The sequence below is a fragment of the Candidatus Acidiferrales bacterium genome, assembly GCA_035934015.1.
Lineage (GTDB): Bacteria > Acidobacteriota > Terriglobia > Acidiferrales > UBA7541 > DAHUXN01.
This window is the reverse complement of record DASYYH010000020.1, coordinates 126118-146096: the sequence shown is the minus strand read 5'-3', so window position 1 is coordinate 146096 and position 19979 is coordinate 126118. Positions and strand designations below refer to the sequence as shown.

The 19979-nt window shown below is 58.2% G+C and carries 19 protein-coding genes and 1 other RNA gene; 5 read left to right on the top strand and 15 right to left on the bottom strand.

Features of this window, described 5'->3' with window-relative positions; all coding sequences use genetic code 11:
* Positions 1–49 precede the first annotated feature (49 nt).
* The 12 genes from ssrS to VGR81_10220 all read right to left on the bottom strand — a co-directional run bounded on the left by ssrS (position 50) and on the right by VGR81_10220 (position 9435).
* A non-coding RNA gene (ssrS, locus tag VGR81_10275) (6S RNA) lies at positions 50–241 on the bottom strand.
* Positions 242–343: 102 nt separating this feature from the next.
* Positions 344–622 (bottom strand): cell division protein ZapA, encoded by a 279-nt coding sequence (locus VGR81_10270; GenBank protein HEV2289326.1) that lies wholly within the window; start codon positions 620–622, stop codon positions 344–346.
* 91 nt (positions 623–713) lie between these two features.
* Complete coding sequence (locus VGR81_10265; protein HEV2289325.1) at positions 714–1133, bottom strand: helix-turn-helix transcriptional regulator; 420 nt, start codon at positions 1131–1133, stop codon at positions 714–716.
* A gap of 60 nt (positions 1134–1193) precedes the next feature.
* Positions 1194–3281, bottom strand: coding sequence for a phenylalanine--tRNA ligase subunit beta (pheT, locus tag VGR81_10260; GenBank protein ID HEV2289324.1), 2088 nt, complete (start codon positions 3279–3281; stop codon positions 1194–1196).
* A gap of 27 nt (positions 3282–3308) precedes the next feature.
* Positions 3309–3686: a VOC family protein gene (locus tag VGR81_10255; protein ID HEV2289323.1), complete on the bottom strand. Its 378-nt coding sequence runs from the start codon at positions 3684–3686 to the stop codon at positions 3309–3311.
* A gap of 24 nt (positions 3687–3710) precedes the next feature.
* A complete protein-coding gene (gene pheS, locus VGR81_10250; GenBank protein ID HEV2289322.1) occupies positions 3711–4796 on the bottom strand; it encodes a phenylalanine--tRNA ligase subunit alpha in 1086 nt (361 codons plus the stop codon).
* 48 nt (positions 4797–4844) lie between these two features.
* Complete coding sequence (rplT, locus tag VGR81_10245; protein ID HEV2289321.1) at positions 4845–5225, bottom strand: 50S ribosomal protein L20; 381 nt, start codon at positions 5223–5225, stop codon at positions 4845–4847.
* A gap of 255 nt (positions 5226–5480) precedes the next feature.
* A complete protein-coding gene (gene rpmI / locus VGR81_10240; GenBank protein ID HEV2289320.1) occupies positions 5481–5699 on the bottom strand; it encodes a 50S ribosomal protein L35 in 219 nt (72 codons plus the stop codon).
* Between the two features lie 34 nt (positions 5700–5733).
* Positions 5734–6381: a translation initiation factor IF-3 gene (gene infC / locus VGR81_10235; protein ID HEV2289319.1), complete on the bottom strand. Its 648-nt coding sequence runs from the start codon at positions 6379–6381 to the stop codon at positions 5734–5736.
* A gap of 33 nt (positions 6382–6414) precedes the next feature.
* Positions 6415–6966 carry a GNAT family N-acetyltransferase gene (locus tag VGR81_10230; protein ID HEV2289318.1) on the bottom strand — a complete coding sequence of 184 codons (552 nt, stop codon included), beginning with the start codon at positions 6964–6966 and terminating at the stop codon, positions 6415–6417.
* Between the two features lie 30 nt (positions 6967–6996).
* Entirely contained in the window at positions 6997–8934 is a 1938-nt protein-coding gene (gene thrS, locus VGR81_10225; protein ID HEV2289317.1) for a threonine--tRNA ligase, read from the bottom strand.
* Positions 8935–9075: 141 nt separating this feature from the next.
* Positions 9076–9435 (bottom strand): antibiotic biosynthesis monooxygenase, encoded by a 360-nt coding sequence (locus tag VGR81_10220; protein ID HEV2289316.1) that lies wholly within the window; start codon positions 9433–9435, stop codon positions 9076–9078.
* Between the two features lie 218 nt (positions 9436–9653).
* Here VGR81_10220 and VGR81_10215 point away from each other — a divergent pair, with 218 nt between their 5' ends.
* Positions 9654–10391, top strand: coding sequence for a hypothetical protein (locus VGR81_10215; GenBank protein ID HEV2289315.1), 738 nt, complete (start codon positions 9654–9656; stop codon positions 10389–10391).
* Between the two features lie 19 nt (positions 10392–10410).
* Here VGR81_10215 and VGR81_10210 read toward each other — a convergent pair whose 3' ends face one another.
* Positions 10411–11367 (bottom strand): hypothetical protein, encoded by a 957-nt coding sequence (locus tag VGR81_10210; GenBank protein HEV2289314.1) that lies wholly within the window; start codon positions 11365–11367, stop codon positions 10411–10413.
* A 236-nt stretch (positions 11368–11603) separates the two neighbouring features.
* Here VGR81_10210 and VGR81_10205 point away from each other — a divergent pair, with 236 nt between their 5' ends.
* The 4 genes from VGR81_10205 to VGR81_10190 all read left to right on the top strand — a co-directional run bounded on the left by VGR81_10205 (position 11604) and on the right by VGR81_10190 (position 18088).
* On the top strand, positions 11604–12872 hold the full coding sequence (locus tag VGR81_10205) for an ABC transporter permease (protein ID HEV2289313.1): 1269 nt from the start codon (positions 11604–11606) through the stop codon (positions 12870–12872).
* Positions 12873–12884: 12 nt separating this feature from the next.
* A complete protein-coding gene (locus tag VGR81_10200; GenBank protein ID HEV2289312.1) occupies positions 12885–14126 on the top strand; it encodes an ABC transporter permease in 1242 nt (413 codons plus the stop codon).
* 504 nt (positions 14127–14630) lie between these two features.
* The gene (locus VGR81_10195) at positions 14631–17447 is read left to right on the top strand and encodes a vitamin B12-dependent ribonucleotide reductase (GenBank protein ID HEV2289311.1); all 2817 of its coding nucleotides are present in this window, start codon (positions 14631–14633) and stop codon (positions 17445–17447) included.
* A 134-nt stretch (positions 17448–17581) separates the two neighbouring features.
* On the top strand, positions 17582–18088 hold the full coding sequence (locus tag VGR81_10190) for a hypothetical protein (protein HEV2289310.1): 507 nt from the start codon (positions 17582–17584) through the stop codon (positions 18086–18088).
* Positions 18089–18151: 63 nt separating this feature from the next.
* Here VGR81_10190 and glmM read toward each other — a convergent pair whose 3' ends face one another.
* Positions 18152–19516 (bottom strand): phosphoglucosamine mutase, encoded by a 1365-nt coding sequence (glmM, locus tag VGR81_10185; GenBank protein HEV2289309.1) that lies wholly within the window; start codon positions 19514–19516, stop codon positions 18152–18154.
* Positions 19517–19581: 65 nt separating this feature from the next.
* A complete protein-coding gene (locus VGR81_10180; GenBank protein ID HEV2289308.1) occupies positions 19582–19977 on the bottom strand; it encodes a hypothetical protein in 396 nt (131 codons plus the stop codon).
* Positions 19978–19979 lie beyond the last annotated feature (2 nt).

The window sequence follows — 19979 nt, the reverse complement described above, 5'->3', positions numbered from 1 at the left end:
CAGCAGACCGCTTGGCAGAAAACGTTCCATGTGGAACAAGAGGCAAGCGGAGCGGTCCACTTCGTCGTGGCAGCTAGGCCGCTGAACCCCTGGATAAAGTGGGCGCCCAACGCCTGCCTTCAGGCTTTCCCATCCCGATCGCTCGGGAGGGACATGCACACCGGCAGGACGACAAGGGCTCCCCGGGACTCAGTGTTGGTTCAAACAGGCCATCGCAGCAACACGCGCGTTGCAGGCCAACCCCGCGAACCATTGTAGCAGGATTGGTCGAGGCGATGCTTTCGCTGGCCTTCACGCGGCGCAATGAGGATGCCATGAATCGGTATCCGGAAAGCAATCTGACTCAATGTGAACTTTCGAGCGTCCGTTCCACCAAGGTCACACATTTTTCGACGCGCTTGCGCAGGGGGCCTTCGATTTCTTTCTGGCGTTTGCGCAGCGCGAAAAGCTCGTCAGCGATATTGAGCGATGCCAGGACGGCGACGCGCATCGAGTCCACCTGCCGCGTGGCTTCGGAGATCGTGCGCATCCGTTCGTCAACGAACGACGCCAGCTCGCGCAAGTAATTCTCGTCGTCTTCCGACTGAATGTTGTAAGTCTGATCGAAAATCTCGATTTTCATTTCGTTTCTCCCGGCGGGTGCAGTCATTCTGGGGCAATGCCGCAGGCAACGCAAGCGCAAGGGAATGTTGCGTGGGAGCGAAAGAGAAGAATCAAACGCGCAGAATCATCACTTCCGTGGACTTGATCAGCGCCGCGGCCATGTCGCCCTTCTGCAGGCGCATTTCCCGTACGGCATCGGCGGTGATGATCGCCGTGATGTGCTGCTCGCCGATCGAAAGCGTCACCTGCGCCATCAGGCCGCTGGTCTTGATGTCCACAACACGGCCGACGAGCTGATTTCGCCCGCTGATGCGGCGAAAGGTCTTGCGGCGCTCGGCGACGTCTGTGCGCCGCAGCGCGCGTGAAAGATAACGGTCAATCTCCGATTCGGGAACGCGATGATGGCCGCCAGCTGTCTTCACCGTGCGCAATTTGCCGTGATAGATCCATTGTTTGAGCGTCGGATAGCTGATACCCAGGACCTGCGCCGCGTCGCGTGGCTTGATCAGGTTTTGCGATTTTGCGCGCATCGGGATGGTGGCGCCATTCTGGGGCAATCGATGGAACAAGGCAAGTACCGCAGCGCTGAATTAGGTGGCGCGAAGCGTCGCGCCCAATTTCTCGGCGAGGGCCGCAATGATCTTCGACGAAATTTCCGTGAGCTGCACTTCGGTGAACGTCGCTTCCGCGCTTTGCAGGGTCACGCGCGCAAGGAGCGAATACTTGCCCGCGGGAACCTGGCCGCCGCGAAATAAATCAACGGCTTCGATGCCGCGAAGCTCGGGAATCCCGAGAGCGCGGATCACGTCTTCGATTTGCGAGAATTTTGTGCTTTCGGTGAGCACGAGAGAGAAATCGCGTTCAACCGCGGGGAAACGAGGCAAAGCCTCGTAGCGCAACGCTGCATGCACCGAAGCCACGGCCGCTACGAGCGGTTCAAGGCGCAACTCTGCGAGGAAAACATCCTGGCGAATTTTGAAACGGTGCGCGAGGTCGTGCGAAAGCTCTCCTGCTGTACCGACTCGCTCATTGCCGTTTCGCGTCAGCAAAAGTTCGCTTGCACAGCCATTCACCAGCCAAGACGGACCGCCGGTTTTCCAGTGTGCGCCGCCCGCAATAGCAAGCAATTGATCGACATCCCCTTTGAAGTCAGCGAAGGAAAATTCGCGCGCCGCCTCGTAAATCGATTGCTCGCGAGCCAGCCCGGTCGCGCCCATCGTCACCACGCGCATTTCCACGGGCTTCCCGTTGTGCACTTCGTATCTTTTTCCCACTTCGAAGAGCCGCAGGTTGCGCTGGCTGCGATTCAAATTCCACTCGATCGTGGAGACCATGCTCGTCAAGCTCGAGCTGCGCAGGACAGAGGCGTCTTCCGAGAGAGGATTGCCAATCGTGGCAGGATTCGTTCCCTCATCGCGAAACAACGAATCGCGATCGGGATCAACAAGTGGGATCGCCAGAATTTCCTCGTAGCCCAGCGCGACCAGCCGTTCGCGCAACTGGTCTTCCTCGTGTGCGTTCGGGCGCCGCGCGGCGGGCCGCTTCGCCGGAGGCAATCGCGGAGGGAATTTATCGTAGCCGTAGTGCCGGGCGATTTCTTCAATGAGGTCAATCTGCTGCGACACGTCCCTGCGCCACGAAGGCGATTCGCATTCCCATCGCGCCACAAGCGATTCGGCACTCCCGCGACTGGAATCTACGCGTGCCGGATGGAAACCGAGAGCGCCGAGTATTTCTTCGATTGCGCGGTCTGGAACGTCAGCGCCCATCACGCGCAGCAGTTCCTGCCGCGACAGTTCAATTTTCCGCTGCTCCTCGCGATGCGGATGCACGTCCACGACGCCGGCCAGCACTTCACCACCGGCAAGCTGTTGAATCAATTCGGCCGCGCGGCGCGACGCGAACTCTGCCAGTTCCGGATCCACGCCGCGTTCAAAGCGCAGCGATGCTTCCGTGCGCAGACCGAGCGCTTTCGACGTGCGGCGAATCGAAATCGGATCGAACCACGCCGACTCGATCAGCAGATTCTTCGTGCTGAAACTGATTTCACTGTCCGCTCCGCCCATCACTCCGCCGATCGCCACCGGCGTGCGCGCATCGCAAATGAGGCACATATCCTTCGAGAGCCTGCGGTCGATTCCATCGAGCGTGCGCATCGTCTCGCCGGGCCGCGCGCGCCGCACGATGATGCGATGCTCGGCGAGCTCGTCGTAATCGAAGGCATGCAGCGGCTGGCCAAGCTCGAGCATGACGTAATTCGTGGCGTCGACTACGTTGTTGATTGACGACTGGCCGAGCGCTTCCAGGCGCTGGCGCAGCCAGTCCGGCGACGGCTGAATCTTTACGCCGCGAACGATGCGTGCCGTGTAGCGTCCGCAAAGATCCGGACATTCGATTTCCACGCGCGCCGCTTTCCCCACGAACTCCGCGCTTTCCTTGAAATGCGGTTGAATGATCTTCAATCGTAGCCGGTATAACGCCGCAACTTCGCGCGCAATCCCGGCGTGGCCGAGCAAATCAGCCCGGTTGATCGTAATTTCCGCGTCGAGCACAGGGCCGGCCGCAGTTTCTTCGATCGAATCGACGGAGACACCGGCCATCGAAAGACGCGAGCGCAATTCAGCCGGAGCCGCTACGAAGTCGGCGATCTCTTTCAGCCAGTTGTAGAGAACTTTCATCCTTAATTCCGATGTCGTCAGCGACAGCTATTTTGGTTCAACGCAAACTTCAATGGCATTCCCGTCCAAATCGAGAAACCGAAAGAAACGATTTCCGCCCGAGTCAACCGTAATGGGTTCTGTCGTTACTCCACGGGAGATCAACCATTGCTGAGTTTTTTCCAGGTTGTTCGCGTAGAAGATGACATGTTGTTTCTCCGTAGCCGTGCCGGGCTCGAGTTCGACGAGCGAACAAATCCCCGCCATCCCTCGAGATCGAAGCAGACAAACGTCCGCAAACGGTCGGCCGGAGTCGTCTTTGCCATCACGGACCTTCCGCAGACCAAGCTTTTCTTTGTACCACTGGCAAGCAGCGCCCAGGTCATGGATGTCAATGGCGTAGTTATCGGCAATCCAAAATGGCATGCGACCCCACATAGCGTCCTCATCCTATGGAAACTGGCGCAGGAAGCGCGCGTCATTCTGAAAAAGAACTTGAATGTCGCCCAGGCCGTACTTCAGCATTGCCAGGCGGTCCACGCCGATTCCAAAGGCGAAGCCGTTCAATTTTTTTGCGTCGTAGCCCACGAAACCGTACACAGCCGGGTTCACCATTCCTGCACCGAACAGTTCGATCCAGCCCGACTGCTTGCACGTCCGACATCCCTTGCCGCCGCAGAAGATGCACGACGCGTCGAACTCCGCCGAAGGTTCGGTGAACGGAAAGTAACTCGGCCGGAAGCGCGTCTTCGTCGAAGCGCCGAAAAACTCGCGCACGAAATATTCGATCGTGCCTTTGAAATCGCAAAACGTAATGTCTTCATCGACGGCGAGCCCTTCGAGCTGGTGGAACATGAAGGAGTGCGTCGCATCGGGATTGTCGCGTCGGTAGACTTTCCCGGGCACGACGATGCGTACAGGCGGCTTTTGTTTTTCCATCGTGCGGATTTGCATCGGCGAAGTGTGCGTACGCAGCAGATAGCCCGGCGCGCTCCCGAGATAAAACGTGTCCATATTGTCGCGCGCGGGATGATGCTCGGGAATGTTCAGTGCCTCGAAGTTGTAATAGGGAGTCTCGATTTCCGGCCCTTCGACAACGGTGTACCCTAGCGAAAGAAAAATCCGTTCGATCTCGTCGTAGGTCTGGCGAATCAGATGGCGCGTGCCGATCGGCCGCACGACGCCGGGAAGCGAAAGATCCATGCGGCCGGATGTTCCCGTCGCTGCGGGCTTGGCTTTTTGCGCGGCAAAATCCTGTTCCAATTTGCGGAAGCACGCATTGAAGCTCGCTCCGACCCATTTCTTCGTGTCCGGAGACGCGCGCTTCAGCCAATTCTCCTGCACACGCGACTTGACGCTGTTATTTCTCCCCAGCCAGCGCACGCGAAAAGATTCCAATTCCTCGCCGGTTTTCGCGCTAGCCATTTCCTCTTCGGCGCTGCGCAACAATGCGTCGAAAAGCGCGGAGACAGCGGCTTCGGAGGACACCCCGAGCGCGTCGAATGCGCCATTCGTCTTTTCGAGAGCGTTAGACATATTGGGAAAGGCGTTCGCTTTGCGCCTCAAGCAAAATCAGATTGCGATTTAAGCCGAAGCGGGAGCTGGCCGTGCGGCGAGATGCTCTTTCGCCTGCGCGACCAGCGCCGTAAACCCCGCGGCATCGTTCACGGCCAGATCCGCCAGAATCTTGCGGTCGAGTTCGACGCCCGCGCTCTTCAGCCCGTGCATGAATTGGCTGTACGAAATGCCATTGTTGCGCGCGGCCGCGCCGATGCGCTGAATCCATAGCGTGCGGTAGTCGCGTTTGCGCGCGCGGCGGTCGCGATAGGAATAGCGCAGTGAGCGGTTCATCGCCTCCCGCGCCGAGCGATAGAGCTTGCTCTTGGTCAGGAAAAACCCTTTGGTATGTTTCAAAATCTTCTTGCGCCGCGCACGGCGCTTGGTCCCGCGTTTCACTCTTGCCATAAATGAAGGCTCCTTAAAGACGAAATTTATCGATCTCTTGCGCGCTTTGTGCGCTCAAATCGAAATCAAATTCACGGGAGACAAACCGAGACAAGCAGGCCGCGCACGCGGCGCACAGCCGCATGACGCAACGGGTTTGTCTCGTGGGTACAGCTTGTGATTCGCCCCGCTTCGCGGGGTAACTGGCCGGCAGGCACCCGTGACGCGCTGCCTGGCGCAGAAAAAATCTATCTCAAAAAATCCGCCGCTGAGGCTCTAGCCGTACGGCAACTGGCGATGCACTTTTGCTGCGTCGCCCGGCGTAACCTGAATCTGTTTCTTGAGACGCCGCATCCGCTTCGGTTTCTTGGTTCCGAGCAGGTGCCGCTTGCCGGAATGCATGCGCATCACTTTGCCGGTGGACGTGATCTTAAATCGCTTCGCCGCGCCACGATGCGTCTTCAGCTTTATCTTCGCTCTTGGTTTTCTTGGCACAATCCCCCCGCAGAATCCCGAATCATTTTCGAACTTATGCCTGGCCCGTCGCCGGCGCTGGACGAGATGCCGTCGCGCCCTTCTTCGGCGCCAGAAGCGCCAGCAGAATATTCGCTTCCATGCGCGGCCCGAATTCCACCAGCGCGTGATCTTCGACTTCCTTCAGCAGGCGAGTCATCTTCGCACGTCCCACGTCCTGGTGTGCCATTTCCCGTCCACGGTGGAAAACCATGGCCTTCACTTTATAGCCCTTGCCCAGAAACTCGATGATCTGATTCTTGCGCACCTGAAAATCGTGTTCCGCGGTGGAAGGGCGGAATTTCACTTCCTTGATTTGCGTGCCTTTCTGATGCTTGCGCGTTTCGTGCGCCTTCTTATTTTGCTCGTACAGGTATTTGCCAAAATCGGCGATCTTGCACACTGGCGGCACGGCATTGGGCGAAATCTCGACCAAATCCAAGCCCACGTCGCGCGCCGCTTTCATGGCGTCGAAGTAGGTCATTACGCCAAGCTGATTGCCTTGCTCATCGATCACGCGCAATTCACGCGCGCGGATGCGTTCATTGACCCGCGGGCCGCTGATCCCACCACGTTCGGCGATAAACCCACCTCCAGTTGTGCTTGCCGCCCCCTCGGTCGCACAGAATGGCCTCCCGAGAGGATGGGCTATGAAGTATAGCATGGCAGCCGCCGTGTCCGGCAAGCCTCGGGTGGTTCACTTGGCCATGCGAACGATGGGCAGCGATTCGCCGCCGGGTAGCGGGGCACTGAGGTGTTCCAGCTCCGTGTAACCTTTCGACCGGTAGAATGGCACGCCCGTCAGCGTGGCTCCCATCTCGAGGCGCGTAAAGCCGGCTTGACGCGCAGCCGCCTCGCACGCATCCAGGATCAGCGTGCCGATGCCTCGGCGCGCCCAATCTGGGTGTACAAAGAAGGCGCGAATCTTCGCCGCATCGCGCCGCGGGTCGAGCAGTGAGTCCTCGCGTCCTGCGAAATGATCAGACCCATAGAGTGTCTTGCGTTTGCTCCAGCCACCGCAGCCCGCGAGGATCGCATTCGCCCTGTCTTCGAGCCTGGCTTCGGCCACGAAATACGTTCCGTCAGCGATGAGCTGCGTATCCACGCCATAGACGGTCTTCAACGCACCTTCGATTTGAGCGGGCGTGTAATCTTGCGCTTGCAAGCGGCGAACGGAGAGTTGAATCAGAGCCGTCAATGCCGGAATGTCGGCCGTTTCCGCGCGGCGAATCCGAATCTTCTGTGACATAGAAATTCCGCGGAATCCCAAAAATCTGTCTTAGCTCGCCGTTTTGCCTTCGATCTCACTCCGCAGAGCGGCGGCGAATTGCTCAAGCGGCTGCGGGCCGAGGTCGCCCTTCGAACGGTGACGCACGGAGACGGACGCGGATTCCGCTTCCTTGCCGCCAACAATCAGCATGTAGGGAATCTTTTGCAATTGTGCGTCGCGGATTTTCGCTTGCAGCTTTTCATTTCGATCGTCGAGGTGCACGCGAATTCCGGCCCCGTGCAGCTTTTCTTCGACCGACTTCGCGTACTCCGAGAATTTTCCGCTCACCGGCAGGACGCTCGCTTGCACCGGCGCGAGCCAGGCAGGAAACGCGCCGGCGTAGTGTTCGATGAGAATCCCGAAAAACCGCTCGACAGAACCAAGAAGCGCGCGATGCACCATCAGCGGCTGATGCCGCGCGCCATCTTCGCCGACGTACTCGAGTGCAAATCGCGCCGGCAAATTGAAATCGAATTGCACGGTGGTGAGCTGCCACGGGCGGCCGATGGCATCGATCAATTTCACGTCGATTTTCGGGCCGTAAAAAGCAGCTTCGCCGGGGATATGCTTGAAGGGAATCTTCATGCGCCGGAGAGTGTCTGAAAGCGCGGCGGTCGCGCGAGTCCAATCTTCGGCCTTTCCCGCGTAGTTTTCCGGATGCAAAGAGTCCCAATCCGAAAGTTCCACTTCATAACGGTCGAAGCCGAAAGTTTTCATCACTGCAAATGCGAAATCCAGGCAGCCTTCCACTTCGGATTCGATTTGATCCGGTCGGCAGAAAATGTGCGAGTCATCTTGCGTAAAGCCGCGCACGCGCAGCAGGCCGTGAAGCACGCCGGTGCGCTCATAGCGATAGACAGTGCCCAATTCCGCGAAGCGCAACGGCAGCTCGCGATAGCTGCGCAGATGCGACTTGTAAATCAAAATATGGCCCGGGCAATTCATCGGCTTGATCTGATAATCGGCCTTTTCGATTTCAATGGGGCTGAACATGCTCTGCTGATAGAAGCCGGTGTGCCCGCTGGTTTTCCATAAGTCGAGGCGCATCACGTGCGGCGTAAAAACCAAATCATAGCCGCGCCGCTGCAGCTCCGCACGCAGCCAGTCTTCCACGATCGTGCGGACCAGCCCGCCCTTCGGGTGCCAGAAAATCAATCCAGGTCCGGCTTCTTCTTGGATGCTGAACAAATCGAGCTCGGCTCCGAGCTTGCGATGGTCGCGGCGCTTCGCCTCTTCGAGCTTATGCAGGTACTCGTCCAGCTCCGCCTGTGTATAAAAACAGGCGGCATAAATGCGCTGCATCTGCGGATTGCCTTCGTGTCCCTTCCAGTAAGCTCCGGCGACGTTCATCAACTTGAAGGCCTTGATGCGCCCCGTCGAAGGAATGTGCGGCCCGCGGCAGAAGTCGATGAATTTTCCCGTCGTATAAAACGACACCATCGGCTCGACAGCCTTCTCCTCCACGAGTTCGCATTTGAACTCCTGTTTCGACTCGCGATAGAGCTTCACCGCTTCGGGCTTGGGCAGCAGCTTTCGTTCGTTGGGAATATCCTTCGCCGCAAGCTCATGCATTTTTTTCTCGATGCGCTCGAGATCCTCCGGAGTGAACGGTTCGCTTCGCAGAAATTCGTAAAAAAAACCGTTATCGATGGGCGGCCCGATGCCCAGCTTCACGTCAGGGAAAAGCTCGATTACCGCCGCTGCCATCAGGTGCGCCGCGGAATGGCGGAGAACTTGAATCGCTTCGGGGTCCTTGGGAGTCAGAATCGCGAGCGAAGTGCTTTCTTCGAGCGGGCGTGACAAGTCCCACAGTTGTCCGTCGACGCGCGCAACGAGCGCCTCTTTTTCCAGTCGTGGCGAGATTTGCCGCGCGATTTCCGCGGGCGTGGTGCCGCTTGAGACTTCGCGCTTTGCTCCGTCGGGCAGCGTGATTTGCAGGGTTGCCATCGTTAATCCGTGATGCATCCGCGGCTGGGAGCCTACACCTCACCTGTGCCCCTCGCCGCACTCTCGGGAAACGTCTAGCTTACTGGCCGCGCGCAGGATGGTCAAGGACGGCACAAGTGCGAAGGCTTGTGCCTGGCGTTCTTAGAATTGTGTTTCTTCGGAGGACATGCTGGGATCGTTGCGGGTGCCGGGTTGGCCTCCAAAGTCCGCCGCGAGGACCTCCTGTCCTTCAATCAGCGGAAATCCCTTCGAGGAAGCCATCACCTTGGCCAGCGCCTGATAGAAATAGAAATTCTGCTCGACTGCCTGAAGGTCTTCGATGGAGTTCCAGATGGAGATAATGCGAACTTCGACTGAGGTTGCGCTGGCGTCGCCGCGCAGTGCTATGAGTGCGCGATAGCCTCGCTGTTCGCGCGCATGCGAGACGGCCGTCTGGAAGGAAGCCTGGAAGTGCTTAAGTCTTTCGGGGACGACGTGGTATTGCGTCAGACGCGCGTACATAGCGCCTCCTCGAAGCCGAACAGTCCGAAGAAATATGCGCCTAGACTACTCTTGTCTCGGGGATGCAGTAAAGGGCATCGTCTCTTTTGCAGGGCTTCTCGACCAGCAATTTCTGGTCACTCAGACCTTCGGCTAGTGATTGCCACTTTGGTTGCCAGTTGCGACGCGGCGCTTGCTGCAGGGGGTCAATTCTCCTATTGTTTGGAACAGAGGAACGCGTGCGCACCAATCTTCCGGCACCGATCCTGGTTCTTCTTCCGCTTGATTGGCGCCGCCATTCAGCCTTTGCCGACTCTATCGACTGGCATCGCGCTGGGATTATCTCCGGGCTTGTGCAGACCATCCTTATGGTCGGGGGGTACATCGCCTGGTATTTCTATTCCGTGGACCACTGGGTTCGCCAAGCCATTCACGCATCCCTGGTGACGCATCCGGACTTGCATGCCGACACTGGTGTAACCGGCTCGCTCACGTTTTTCCTGATCGCTTTGCACCCGCTCACTTGGATTCTCTGGTATCTCGCGATCGAAGGCATTCTGCGTACGCTCAACGCTCGCGCCAACTTCGAAACTCCGGGCACATTGCCTTTGCGGCTTCTCGATCGCGTCATTCGCTACGCCAAATATGGCGAGTGGAAGGCGCGACATCGCGTCAAAGACGAAGTTATGCTCGGTGAGGGGAGGTCTGACTTGAAGATCTCTTCTTCGCAGCCCAAGTCGCACTGGAAATATCCGCTCACCATCCGTTACCAGAATGAATTCTATCAAGTGCAGACGGAACAATATGTCGCGGCTGCGAACGATCGTCCCTACGTTTATCTGCTTCGCCGCTTGCCCGCCAATGAAATCATCCGTGGCCTGGAAAGCTACGATCCGGACGCGGCATATGCCGAACAGAATCCACCGGGCTTCTTTGCCACAATTTATAGCGAAGCGCGCAAAAAGTTTGCGAGGTAAGTTTCGACCGCCCGCAGCTTCACGGATCCGCCGGAATCTCGCAACAGCGCGCTAAATCGTCCCGTGCTACATCGAGAGCTTTGTCAGGGGCGCCGATGAGGCGATATCGGCCGGTCGTCGTGAGTTGGTGCAACTCAAACGCGAATAGGAATTTTCTCCCCATGATGTCGTACTGGAGGCTCGTGGGCTCCCAGATGCCCTCCGCGACCGCCGCTTGCTCCATCATGAAATGCGTGCCGTGATACACCTTGCCGAGGATTCCCCCGCCAATGGAAATATCGCGAATGACGTAGGCGTCCACGCGCGCGATCTGTGCCGCGTGCGCATCAATCCACACCGTGGCGCGCGCATGAGCCAGCCAATCGGTTGAATCGCCGCGCGGCTGATAATTGGGATTGGGCTCGAAAAGCAGTTGGTCGAGAATGCGGCCGCCGCGGTCTTCGCGCGCTTGCCAGTGAATGACAAAAACGCTGGGAACAGCGTCGATGAGTCTCGCGCGATCTTTCCATTTACGCTGCTGTTTTGCCATAGAACTGGCTTCCCGCGGATCGTTGGGATTGATGGCGATTTCAAGGATGTTTTCCCAGTCGCGCAATTGCCGCCGATAGACGTCCGCCGTCACTGGCTGCCCATCCTGGCGCACGAGGAGCCTTAGGTTGCCGCTGCCCGTCGGCACCAAACGAAAAGTCTTATCGCTCACGACCGGCCCATTCGCGCCGCCATTGCGCGCTACGACGTGCTCCATGCGTTCGAATGTGTCCAGGGCCTGGTCGTCGCGGTGTTGACTGCGCCCAACCCGTGCAAGAAGGTCGTGAATCTGGGCGTCAGAGAGCGGGGTTTGATCGGGCGTTTCCGCTGATTGCTCGATGGCCGCAGGCATGTTGCGTATGGCGGATCTCGGTTGCGCTACGGCCAAAGCGCACGACGTCAGAATCGTCGCGCTTAACGCGAGCCGGTATTGGGGCAAACGTCCCATCGATTCTTTTCTTGGCATCCTCGTGCAAACGTCTTACGTCATGTCTAGGTGGAAGAGGATTAGGTCGTTCTTCCTTATGTTCTTCTGTTCTTCAATCTCTTCGTTCAAAGTCATTGTATCCAATTCGAGAATCTGCCAATCAGATCCATGACGGGTTGATGGCCAGAGCGTCACGGCCTCAAATAAATCTCCTCTCAGACGAACTTTTACCTTCCCTGAAACGTTATAATGGTTGGATGCCGGACAATTCAAAACTGAAGCTCGGCTGGAGTCAGGCGGCGATATCTCTGCGCGAGGCGACGAATCTCGCCTTCGATACGCTGCGCGCGCACAAGCTGCGGACCTTCCTGACGCTCTTGGGCGTGATTCTCGCCGTCACGACGCTCGTTTCGGTTATGAGCGTCCTCAACGGACTCAACCTCTACGTCGCCACCAAGATCGCCAATCTGGGCTCGAACGCCTTTGTCGTTGACCGCATCGGAATCATCACCAACTACGACGACTTCCTGAAGGCCAATAAGCGCCCTCCTCTCCGCATGGAGGACTACAATGCGCTCAAAGATAATTTGCAATACGCACGCAGAGTTGCCGCGGAAGAAAACACCATCCAGGATGTGCATCGCAATGAACAACTGATGGAAGACGTCACCGTCATTGGCGCGACGCCAGAATTCGCCGAGGTTCGCGATTTTGACATCGCCAGCGGCCGGTTCTTCACCCAAGCCGATGAGGACCATCGCACGCCCGTCTGCTTCATCGGAAATGACCTGGTCACGCATCTTTTCCCCGGTGTTGACCCGCTTGGCCGCGAACTGCGCGTGGGCTCGCAGCAATGCCAGGTGATCGGGACAGCCAAGCCGCTCGGGACGCTCCTGGGCCAGACGCAGGATAGCTTTGTGATGCTGCCGCTTACGACCTACCGCAACGTTTTCATGGCCGCCGACGATTCCGTCACATTTTTTGTCGAAGCTATCACCACCGACGCGATGCCCGCTGCCGAAGACGAAGCGCGCGTGCTTTTGCGTGCCCGCCGGCATGTGCGCGTCCAGGATCCGGACAATTTCGGCATCATCGAGCCTTCTTCCATCACGGACTTGTGGAAGAGCCTGACCGGAAACATTTTTGGAATCGCCGTCTGGCTGACAAGCGTTTTCCTCGTGGTCGGTGGCATCGTGATTATGAACATCATGCTCGCCAGCGTCACGGAGCGCACGCGCGAAATCGGTTTGCGCAAATCTCTCGGCGCCCGGCGCCGCCACATTGTGCTGCAATTCTTGATGGAATCATCCATCCTGTCTGCGACTGGCGGACTACTCGGTGTTTTGCTCGCGCTGGGGATCGCCATGCTCGTGCGCGCACTTTCACCCTTGCCCATTTCCACGCCACTTCAGGCCGTACTGATTGCGCTGGCGCTCTCCACCGGTGTGGGTTTATTTTTCGGAATCTATCCTGCTGTCCGCGCGTCGCGTCTCGATCCCATCGAGGCGTTGCGCGCTGAGGCTTAACTTGAGCGTCCAATGAAACAGGACCTTCGCGAAAATCTGGCTCTGGCCTTCGATACGCTGCGCAGCCACAAGACGCGCAGCATTCTTGCCGTCCTAGGCGTCGTCATCGGCGTGGGGGTAATCATCATCGTTTCAGCGCTGATTAGCGGTTTCAAGGCCACAATCAACGAGACAATCGAGGGATACGGCGCCGATACCGCCTATATCGATCGCTTCGATCAGGGCCCGCAAGTCGGCCGGCCATCGAAGCAGGTGCGCGAGCGTCCTCCTCTCACGCTCGGCGATGGCCAGGCCATCCTTGAGTCTTGCCCTTCGGTCCAGCAGATCGCCATTTCTCTTTTCAACTGGCATCAGGCGCATACTGCTCGCTACGGCAAGAATCAGGTCCAGAACATGGATTTTCGCGGGACATTTCCGGCGTATATGGACGTCTATGGCAATGCTTCCCTGCGTGCCGGACGCTTCTTCACCGAATCGGAAAACGATCACCGTGAAAAAGTCGTTGTCCTCGGCGAAAACATCGCTACGGCTCTTTTTCCCACCGCAGAAGACGCCGTCGGCAAACTGATCGAGCTCGATGGCTCGGATTTTCGTGTGATTGGCGTTTTCATAAAGCCGCCCGGCGGCTTCGGCATGAACGATCAGGATGTTCGCGTGGTCATTCCCTATTACACCTTCAAGGAGATGTTCCCCTCCGCGGAGGATAATGGCTTCCGCATCCTCGCTCGCCACGGAAAGGTGGATCAAGCCGTCGACGAGGCTCGCGAAGTCCTGCGCCGCCGCCGCAAGGTGGCTTACACCGCTCCCGATAATTTTTCCATCACCACGCAGGTTCAAGAAGAGGAGCAGTTCAATCAGATTATCGGCGGCGTCGCGCTTGTACTGATTGTGCTCAGCTCCATTGGCTTGTTAATCGGCGGCGTAGGCGTGATGAACATCATGCTCGTCAGCGTCACCGAACGCACGCGCGAAATCGGCGTGCGAAAAGCCATCGGTGCGCGCAGCCGCGACATCACCTGGCAATTTCTGTTTGAAGCGATGACGTTGACTGGCTCTGGTGGTGTTCTCGGCGTGGCGATCTTCAGCGGCCTTGTCATGATTATCCCGCACGTCACGTCCATGAAGGCCGTTGTGCCGATTTGGGCTATTGTCGTCGGCATCGCCGTTTCTGTCGGTGTCGGTTTGGTCTTCGGCGTCTGGCCGGCAATAAAAGCGGCAAAACTCGATCCCATCGAAGCTCTGCGTTACGAGTAATTTCCGCGAAGCCAAACGAGGCAGCCGTTCGGTTCGGCAGGAGACACTTGGGCGTCTCGCAGAAACTTTGCGCACGCTAGTGGCCAGAAGGTTCGCGCCGCAACCACCACCTATAGACAACTTCGACACCCAAACCACAATTTTTTGTGGTGTCGTTGCGGTTTTCCCTTGACACGTTTTCCACAACCCGGTAATACTGCGCTCCCAGATTCGGGGAATAGCGGTACGGCCCGCAGATCATCGCAACCGAAAAAAAATCTGCGGCGCCTTACCCAGGTTCATCACCGACGACATAGAGGGCAAGTCGCCCGAACGCAATCGCCGTGTAGAACCATGCGGGCGGAGCTTTCCCTTTTCTTTCTGGACGAGTTTCACGGCGCTAGTGGAATTGCTGGCGCAACAAACGCCGGGTGCATGGAGTGCGGTATAATGAATCAGAGTGACCGCCTTTCTCGACCCGGCAAAAACATCAGCGGCAACACTGCCTGCGCGGAGGCGGAGAATATGGCGGAAGCAAGAGCGGCTTTGACGGGTTTTTCGGCGGCAAAAATGGAAACGGAACAGCGCGAGCGCAAGGCAGTTTCCGGCGGCCTCGAATTCCATCGCTACTTCACGGATGGAAGGGTGGCGCCGTTCGACGCCGTCGAATGGGAGCGTCGCACAGCCCAAATCGGCAACGAGAAGGGCCAGGTCATCTTCCGCCAGGAGAATATCGAAGTTCCCAAGTCGTGGTCGCAAACGGCCACCAACATCGTCGCGTCGAAATATTTTCACGGCAAGCCCAACACACCAGAGCGTGAAGGCTCCGTGCGGCAGCTCATCGCCCGCGTCGTGGACACAATTGTCCACTGGGGCGAGCAGGGTGGTTATTTTGCCTCCGCCGATTCGCAGGCCGCATTTCGCGACGAGCTGACCAGCCTGCTCGTCGAGCAGAAAATGGCCTTCAATTCGCCCGTGTGGTTCAACGTCGGCGTGCAAGCCAAGCCGCAGTGTTCCGCATGCTTCATCAATTCGGTGCAGGACAGCATGGATTCCATCATGAACCTGGCCAAGACGGAGGGCATGCTCTTCAAATGGGGCTCGGGCACGGGCACAAATTTCTCGACTCTCCGCGGCAGCAAGGAAACTCTTTCTGGCGGCGGGATCGCGTCCGGCCCCGTGAGCTTCATGAAAGGCTTCGACGCCTTCGCTGGCGTAATCAAGAGCGGCGGCAAGACGCGCCGCGCCGCGAAGATGGTCATCCTCAATGTTGACCATCCGGACGTCACCGAATTCATCGACTGCAAGATGAAAGAGGAGCGCAAGGCGCAGGTGCTCATCGAGCAAGGCTACGATCCCGCGATTGACGGTGAAGCCTACAGTTCGATCTTTTTCCAGAACGCCAATCATTCCGTGCGCGTCACTGACGAGTTCATGCAGGCCGTCGAGGAAGATCGTGACTGGTGGACGCGCAACGTCACCGATGGCAAGCCCGTGGAAAAATTCCGCGCCCGCGATTTGCTCCAGCGCATGGCTGATTCCGCGTGGCATTGCGGCGATCCCGGAATGCAATACGATACCACCGTGAATCGCTGGCACACGTGCAAAACGACGGATCGCATCAATGCTTCGAATCCCTGCTCCGAGTACATGTTCCTCGACGACACGGCGTGCAATCTCGCCTCGCTCAACCTATTGAAATTCCTCGGACCGAACGGCCAATTCGATGTCGAAGGTTTTCGTCATGCGGTGGACGTAACCATCACGGCTCAGGAAATTCTGGTCGACAACGCCAGCTATCCGACGCCAAAAATCGCGCAGAACTCCCATGATTTCCGGCCGCTTGGCCTTGGCTACGCGAATCTCGGCGCGCTGCTGCTTTCGCTCGGCATTCCTTACGACTCCGATGAGGGCCGCGATATGTGCGGCGCCGTGACGGCTCTCATGACCGGCGAGGCTTATGCGCAATCTTCGCGCGTCGCCGAGCGCCTTGGTGCGTTCTCTGGATACGCGAAGAACCGCGAACCCATGCTCGGCGTGATGCGCATGCACCGCGATTCTCTGCGCCCGATCAAGGAAGAAAACGTGCAGCCGCAGTTGCTGCGCGCGGCTCGCGAATCCTGGAACGACGCCGTCGAGCATGGCGAAAAGTTCGGCTACCGCAATTCGCAGGTTTCCGTTCTTGCTCCCACAGGCACCATCGGTTTCATGATGGATTGCGATACCACAGGCATCGAGCCGGACCTCGCGCTCGTGAAGCACAAGCGCCTCGTCGGCGGCGGCGTGATCAAGATCGTCAACAACACTGTGCCCATGGCGCTCATGCGCCTCGGGTATTCCGACGTGGAAACGTCGCTCATCGTCGATTGGATCGATCATCACGGCACGATCGAAGGCGCGCCGGCGCTCAAGCTCGAGCATTTGCCTGTGTTCGATTGCTCGCTTGCTCCCGCGGGCGGCGGACGTTCCATCGCCTGGCGCGGCCATTTGAAAATGATGGCTGCTGCGCAGCCGTTCCTCTCCGGTGCGATCTCGAAGACGATCAACATGCCCGAAGAATCCACGGTGGAAGACGTGATGCAGGCCTACATCGAATCGTGGAAGTTCGGATTAAAGGCTGTCGCGATCTACCGTGACAATTCCAAGCGCTCACAGCCGCTTTCCGCCTCTGGCGGCAAGAAGACCGAAGCGCCTGCGGCGGTTGCTGCCGCGCCCGGAGCGCCGGCAAAGGAAAAGGAAGAGGTCGCCATTCCTGCGCAGCAGGAGCTCTTCCGCGCAGGCCGCAAAAAGCTCCCGAACGAGCGCCGTTCCATCACGCACAAATTCAACGTCGGCGGCCACGAGGGCTACTTGACCGTCGGCATGTACGACGACGGAACCCCCGGCGAGATCTTCATCAAGATGGCCAAGGAAGGTTCGACGCTCTCCGGCATCATGGACGGCTTCGCGCTCTCTGTTTCCATCGCGCTGCAATACGGCGTGCCGCTGCGGGCGCTGATCGATAAATTCGTCAACGCGCGCTTCGAACCCTCCGGCTTCACCGGCAATCGCCAGATTCCTTATGCGAAGTCGATCATCGACTACATCGGTCGCTGGCTCGGCGGAAAGTTCATCTCCAGCGACTATCTGGTCCAGACGGATGAGCCCGAAGATGCACCCGCGCCGAAGGCGGCTGTTCCAGAGGTGCCCGTGGTCGTCGCAAAGCCGGTTGAAGCGGATAAGTCTCGCCCGCGTGCGGCCATTGACGACGCCCCTTCCTGCTCTGAGTGCGGCATGCTCATGACTCCCAACGGAAGCTGCTACAAATGCGAGAATTGCGGCAGCACTTCCGGCTGCAGCTGAGCCCTGGGCCCAGGCAACCAGTTCGTTTCGATACCTAATCCAAGCCGGTGTTCCTTCGAGGACACCGGCTTTTCTTTCTCAAATTCAGCGAGTGGCCGAGGATGGTAAGCTTTAGATGTTGCCTAGGATAATTTATGCAAAACTCTATCGATCTTCGTCATCAGATTCCGGCTTTGACCCTCCGTACCTTCGACGGTCGCAGCATCTCGTCTTGGGATTTCAAACAAAAGCGCAATCGCGTCATCGCCTTTCTCCACGCCGAGTCGCCCAGCTCCTGGAAGTTCGTTCACGACGTCGTCGCTCACGCCACTGATTGGAAGAGCAAGGACGCCATTGGCCTGATCGTATTCTCCAAGGCTCCCTCTGCGAATTTGCCCGCAGCGCTGCCTCCGGAGATCATTGCCGGAATTGACTCCACCGGCCGCTCAATCGTCCGCTACTTGGGCGCTGAAGCGATGGATCCTGACGGACTGCCACGCCAAGCGGTTTTTGTGGCGGATCGTTACGGCGAGCTTTACGCCAAATGGATCTTCGGTAAAAACACCGAACCGCCCGGCATTCCCGCGATTTTGAAGGCTCTCGAACAGATCGAAGTCGCCTGCGAGGAATGCGAGCCATCCACTTGGCCCCTCGAAGGCTGAGGTGATCTCGTCAGCGTTGCCATTCGCTCGCGCCGCGCGCATGCCAAAATCCAAATGCTGTGGTCAGTTCGCGCCGATCGCGGACTTGATCGCGGAAGCGATCGAATTGGAATAACGCTCCACGTCATGCGCGCTCTCCGCTTCAATCATCACGCGCGCCAGAGGTTCCGTGCCGGAATATCGCACCACGACGCGCCCCGAGTGGCCCAGCGCCTTCGCTGCCTCGGCGATGGCTCGCGAAACGCCAGGAAGTGAGTCGAGCGGCGGCTTCGAGCCGACTCGCACGTTCACGATTTTCTGCGGGAAAATCTTCAAATCGCAGACGAGTTGATCCAGCTTTCCCTCGATGGAGACAAGCGACGCCATTTTGACTGCCGTCAGCATGCCGTCGCCCGCGCTCGAATCGTCAAGAAAAATGATGTGTCCGGATTGTTCGCCGCCGAGATTCGCGCCACTGCGAATCATTTCTTCCAGGACGTACCGATCACCCACGGGCACGCGCACCAGCCGCAAACCTTCGCGCTCCAGCGCTCGCTCCAGGCCCAGATTGGCCATCGATGTGCCCACGATGGCATCTCCTTTCAGCGCCGCGGTCTTTCTCATGTACCGCGCACACGCAAAAAGGACACCATCTCCGTCCACGTATTGCCCGCTCGCCGTGGAAAATACCGCGCGATCCGCATCGCCATCGAACGCCACGCCCAGATCCGCTCCCATCGCGATTGTTTTTTCCTGCATCTTCTTTGGGTGCAAGGACCCGCAGTCCGCATTGATGTTTCGGCCATCCGGATGGTTATGAATGGCCGTGACCTCGGCGCCGAGCGAGCGGAAAAGATCCGGTGCCAGCGCGCTTGCTGCTCCATTCGCACAATCCAGCACGATTTTCATCCCGCGAAGACCCTTTTTTCCGAAAAGCTTTGTCCGCAGCGCCGCGAGATAATCCTCATGAAGGGTCGCTTCCGTAGAAATTTTCTCGAATTTGGTTTCCGGCACAGGGCATTTGCTTTCCTGTGCCGCGAGGATGCGCGCTTCGATCTGCGCTTCAGATTCGTCCGGGAATTTCATTCCCCGCGCCGAAATCAGCTTCACACCATTGTCGTGATAGGGATTGTGCGAAGCGGAGATGACCACTCCCGCCGAAAAATCTTCCGTGCGGACAAGATACGCGATGCCCGGCGTGGTCAAAATTCCCGCGGAGACTGGCTCGGCTCCTCCGGCGCGCAGCCCTTGTGCAATGCGCGCGGCCATTCCCGGACCCGATTCTCGCGTATCCATGCCGATCAGCACGCGCAGCGGCCGGCCCGCGTCGCGATGGCTTGCCAGATACTCCCCCAGCGCCACGCCGGCGCGAAAGAGCGTCGCATCATCGAGTGGATACTTGCCGGGGATTCCGCGAATGCCGTCTGTGCCGAAGAGCTCTTTGGGCATGAGTCCGAAAAAATTCTGAGGTTCGCTGGGTCTCACAGTCTAGCACAGGAAATGCGAAGAATTGTTCACGGAGAATTTTCGCGCGGCACCAAATGGATACGAAGCTCCTGCGGATCGATGCGCACGATTTGCACACCATAAGGTGCATCGACCTCCTGCGGGTCAAGCTCCACCATTCCGCTTCCCGCCGTTCTTCCGGAAAGATCGAGGACGACTCCCAGGTCCGGCGGGATCAGCCGCCGGAGCAGTGCCGAACGTCCCCTCACGCGAACATGCACCACGGTCGGCACGTCGTTGGCAATTTCCATCCGCGAGGGCACATTCACGAATTCAATCGGCACCGCGAACCCAATTTCTGCCACGGGCTCCGCGCTATAGGTCGCCCAGAGTAGAAACGAAATCAGTAGCGCCATGAGTTTCAAGCTCCAATTGTGCAACACCCATTTGCGGAACCAGCGCATAT